The sequence below is a fragment of the Streptomyces sp. NPDC088747 genome (assembly GCF_044751025.1).
In the GTDB taxonomy this organism is placed as follows: Bacteria; Actinomycetota; Actinomycetes; order Streptomycetales; family Streptomycetaceae; genus Streptomyces.
Window position 1 is genome coordinate 1 of record NZ_JBIVKZ010000036.1, and the last position, 5,230, is coordinate 5,230.

Annotated in this window: 1 protein-coding gene; it reads left to right on the plus strand. The window is 68.9% G+C overall.

Annotation, left to right across the window (positions count from 1 at the left end):
- Nucleotides 1-24: 24 nt before the first annotated feature.
- The coding region (locus ACIP79_RS42300; protein ID WP_401233340.1) for an amino acid adenylation domain-containing protein at nucleotides 25-5,230 on the plus strand (5,206 nt) is incomplete at its 3' end.

Genomic DNA, 5,230 nt, shown 5'->3' on the forward strand with positions numbered 1-5,230 from the left:
GGTGACCCTACCTTCGCCGCCCTGTTGGGGCAGGTCCGTGAGAGGGGTCTGGCGGCGTTCGCGCATCAGGACGTGCCCTTCGAGCGGCTGGTGGAGGACCTGGCTCCGGCCCGCTCGATGGCCCGCCACCCCCTCTTCCAGGTCATGCTCACCCTGCAGAACAACACCCAAGCCGTCCTCGACCTCCCCGGTATCGACGCCGAGCCCCTGCCCACCGGCGAACCCGCAGCCAAATTCGACCTGTCCATCACGTTGGGCGAGACCTTTCGTACCGACACCAGCACAGTGGCCGGTACTGGGAGCGGCAACCGCCCGGCCGGTCTGCACGGTGCCATCGACTACGCCCTCGACCTGTTCGACCACGAAACGGTGGAGGCCCTGGCCGAGCGATTCCTCCGAGTCCTGGACACCGCGACAGCCAACCCTCACCAGCACGTCAACACCGTTGAGATCCTGGCCCCCGCGGAGCGAGAGCGGATCCTGGTCGAGTGGAATGACACCGGCCGGGAGGTGCCTGCGGCGACGTTGCCGGAGTTGTTCCAGGCGCAGGCTGCGCGCACTCCGGACGCGGTTGCGGTGGTTTTCGAGGGTGTTGAGGTGAGCTATTGGGATCTCAACGAGCGTGCCAACCGTCTGGCCCGGCTGCTGATCGAGCGGGGTGTGGGACCGGAGTCGCGGGTCGCGGTGATGATGCACCGGTCCGTGGACCTGGTGGTCGCGCTTCTCGCGGTGGTCAAGGCGGGCGGTGCGTATGTGCCGGTTGACCCGGACTACCCGGCTGAGCGGATCACCTTCCTCCTCACCGATGCCCGTCCTCTTCTGGTGCTGACCAGCACGGAGTTGGCCTCTCGCCTCGCCGACAGCCACCCGCCGTACGTGGCCGTCGATGATCCTCGTACCGTCGCGGCGCTAGGGGACTTCGACGGCATGGACCCCACGGACGCCGAGCGCTGTGCCAGGTTGCTGCCCGCGCACCCGGCATACGTCATCTACACCTCCGGCTCCACCGGACGGCCGAAGGGCGTGGCGGTCACTCATCAGGGACTGCCGAGTCTGGTCACTGTGCAGGCGGAGGAGTTCGGGATCACGGCGGGCAGCCGGGTGTTGCAGTTCGCTTCGGCGAGTTTCGACGCGGCGGTCTGGGAGACGGTGATGGCCCTGGGCAACGGGGCTTGTCTTGTCTCGGCCGCGCCGCACGACTTGTTGCCGGGCCAAGCACTCGTCCGCCTGGTCGCGGAGCAGTCGGTCACCCACGCACTCCTGCCCCCCGCCGTACTGGGTCTCCTGGAGCCGGACAATCTGCCGTCGATCACGACCCTCATCGCCGGCGGCGACGCCCTGAACCAGAACCTGGCCACCCGCTGGGCCGACGGCCGCCGTCTCGTCAACGCCTACGGGCCGACGGAATCCACCGTCTGCGCCACCACCAACCTTCTGTCCGTTGACGACCACCACACCCCGTACATCGGCACGCCCGTCCCTAACACGCGGGTCTACGTGCTGGATTCGGCGCTGCGGCCAGTACCGGTGGGGGTTGAGGGCGAGTTGTACATCGCGGGCGCGGGCCTGGCGCGCGGCTATCTGGACCGGCCGGGGCTGACCGCGGAGCGGTTCGTGGCGAATCCGTTCACGCCGGGGGAGCGGATGTACCGCACCGGCGACCTGGCCCGCTGGAAGCCCGAGGGGAAACTCGAATACTTGGGCCGTACGGATGACCAGGTCAAAGTCCGTGGGTTCCGGATCGAGTTGGGTGAGATCGAGGCCGCGCTGCTCGCCGACGCGGGCGTCGCGCAGGCAGCGGTGATGGTGCGCGAGGACCGCCCGGGAGACAAGCGCCTGACCGGCTACCTCGTGCCCGTCACCGGTCACACGGGCGGTGACGATACTGACGCCCTGCGCGCTCAACTCGGCGTGAGGCTGCCGGAGTACATGGTGCCGTCCGCGCTGGTGGTGCTTGATGCCCTGCCGCTGACGGCGAACGGCAAACTGGATCGCAAGGCTCTGCCCGCTCCGGACCATCAGCCGACCGACGGCGGCCGGGGACCGTCGACGGTGCAGGAGGAGCTCCTCTGCAACGTGTTCGCCGAGGTCCTGGGCCTGCCCACGGTCGGCGTGCACGACAACTTCTTCGAACTGGGCGGCCACTCCCTCCTCGCGGTGCGGGTGGTGGAGCTGCTGCGCGCCCGGGGGATACCGGTTGACGTGCGTTCGCTGTTCGCGGCGCCGACGGCCGCCGGACTGGCCGCGTCGGATGGCCGGGCCGAGGTTGCGGTACCGGAGAACCGGATCCCGGAGAACGCCCTGGCCATCTCTGCCGACATGCTTCCCCTGGTGGATCTGTCCCGCGAGGAGATCGACCGGATCGTGGCCCGGGTTCCCGGCGGAGCGGCCAACGTGGCGGATGTGTACCCGCTGGCACCCTTGCAGGAAGGGATCCTCTTCCACCACCTGATGGGTGAATCCGGTGACGGGTCGGATGTGTACGTGCTGCCGGTGGTGTTGGGGTTCGACTCCCGGCAGCGGCTGGACGGATTCGTGAACGCCCTGCAGAAGGTCATGGACCGGCATGACATCCTCCGGACCGCTGTCCTGTGGGAAGGACTGCGCGAACCGGTCCAGGTGGTGGTGCGCCGTGCCGTGATCCCGGTGGAGAACATCGACCTGCCCGAGGGGCCCGACGACGAGGTGACCGGCCGGCTGCTGGCCGCGTGTCCTGGATCGATGGACATCGGTCAGGCGCCGCTGATCCGCGTCTACACGGCGACCGACCCGGCGAACGGCCAGTGGATCGCGCTCGTTCAGGCCCATCACCTGATCTCGGACCACACGACCCTGGACGTGCTGTTGGAGGAGGTGCGCTCGTTCGTCGAGGGGCGCGAGGACACCCTGCCCGCGCCTCTGCCGTTCCGGAACTTCGTGGCCCAGTCCCGCCTGCGGGTGGCGCAGGAGGAGCACCAGAAGTACTTCTCCACCCTGTTGGGGGACGTGACCGAGCCGACCGCGCCGTTCGGTCTGCTCGACGTCCGCGGCGACGGCACCGGCGTGACGGAGTCCCGTCGCGTGATGGACGCGGAACTCGCCCGGCGACTGCGGGCCCAGTCACGCCGCCTGGGCGTGAGCCCGGCCACGGTCCTGCACGTGGTGTGGGCGCGGGTCCTGGCGGCCACCGCGGGCCGGGACGACGTCGTCTTCGGTACCGTCCTGTTCGGCCGCATGGCCGCGGGGAGTGGCGCGGACCGCGTGCTGGGCTTGTTCATCAACTCCCTGCCCGTACGGGTGCGGACGCAGGGCGCGCAGGTGTTGGACACGGTCCGGTCGGTGCAGAACCAGCTCGCGGACCTGCTCGTCCACGAACACGCCCCCTTGAAACTGGCCCGGCAGGCCAGCGGGATCAGGGCGGACACTCCGCTGTTCACCTCCCTGTTCAACTACCGGCACTCCAGGCGGGCCGAGTCCGGGACGGACAACAGCCTTGACGGCATCGAGGTGCTGTACGACCAGGAGCGCACGAACTACCCGATCGGGCTGAACGTCGACGACGCCGGCGACGGATTCACCCTGACCGTGCAGGTCGTCGGACCTGTCTCGGGTGAATCACTGTGCGCCATGGTCCATACCGCGGCCGAAGGCATCGTCACCGCCCTGGAAACGGCACCGCACCAGCAGGTCAACGCGGTGGACGTCGTCGATCCCGGGGAGCGGGAGCGGGTCCTGATCGACTGGAACGACACCGCCCGGGAGTTGCCCGCGGTGACGCTGCCGGAGCTGTTCCAGACCCAGGCCGCCCGCACCCCCGACGCGACCGCCGTCGTCTTCCAAGACACGGAACTGACTTATGCGGAACTCAACGCCCGCGCCAACCGCCTCGCCCGGCTGCTGATAGAGCGAGGCGTAGGACCCGAGTCGCTTGTCGCGGTGATGATGCACCGCTCCGCCGATCTCGTCGTCGCACTCCTCGCGGTGACCAAGGCCGGCGGCGTCTACCTCCCCATCGACCCGGACTATCCCGCCGAGCGGATCACGTACGTCCTTACCGACGCCCGGCCCGTCCTCGTGCTGACGAGCACGGAGTTGACCTCGCGCTTCAGCAGCGGACAGCTGTCGTACGTGGCTGTCGACGATCCTCGTGCCGTCGCGGCGCTTGGGGACTTCGACGACACGGACCCCATGGATGCCGAGCGCCGTGCCAGGTTGCTGCCCGCGCACCCGGCCTATGTCATCTACACCTCCGGTTCCACCGGCCGGCCGAAGGGTGTGGCGGTCACTCATCAGGGACTGCCGAGTCTGGCCGCTGTCCAGGCGGAGGAGTTCGGGATCACGGCGGGCAGCCGGGTGTTGCAGTTCGCTTCGGCGAGTTTCGACGCGGCGGTCTGGGAGACGGTGATGGCCCTGTGCAACGGGGCCTGCCTCGTCACGGCCGCGCCGCAGGACCTGTTGCCCGGTCAGGCACTCGTCCGCCTGGTCGCCGAGCGGTCGGTCACCCACGCCACCCTGCCCCCCGCCGCACTGGCTGTTCTGGAACCGGACAGCCTGCCGTCGATCACGACGCTCGTTACCGCCGGCGAAGCCCTGAACCAGAACCTGGCGACCCGCTGGGCCGACGGCCGCCGTCTCGTCAACGCCTACGGGCCGACGGAATCAACCGTCTGCGTCACCACCACCAGGCCCCTGTCCGCCGACGACCACCACACCCCGCACATCGGCACGCCCATCGCCAACTCCCGCGTCTACGTGCTGGATTCGGCGCTGCGGCCAGTACCGGTGGGTGTTGCTGGGGAGTTGTACGTCGCGGGCGCGGGCCTGGCTCGCGGTTATCTGGACCGTCCGGGGTTGACCGCGGAGCGGTTCGTGGCGAGTCCGTTCGCGCCGGGGGAGCGGATGTACCGCACTGGAGACCTGGCGAGATGGCGAGCGGACGGTGTCCTGGACTTCCTGGGCCGTACGGATGATCAGGTGAAAGTTCGTGGGTTCCGGGTCGAGTTGGGTGAGGTGGAGGCCGCGTTGCTCGCTCACGCGGACATCGGCCAGGCGGTGGTGATGGTGCGTGAGGACCGCCCAGGAGACAAGCGCCTGACCGGCTATGTCGTGGCGGCGAGTGGTTCGGTTGGTGTGGACGTCGCTGCGGTGCGCGGGTTTGTGCAGGGTGTGTTGCCGGAGTACATGGTGCCGTCCGCGTTGGTGGTGCTGGATGTTCTGCCGCTGACGGTGAACGGCAAGGTGGACCGCAAGG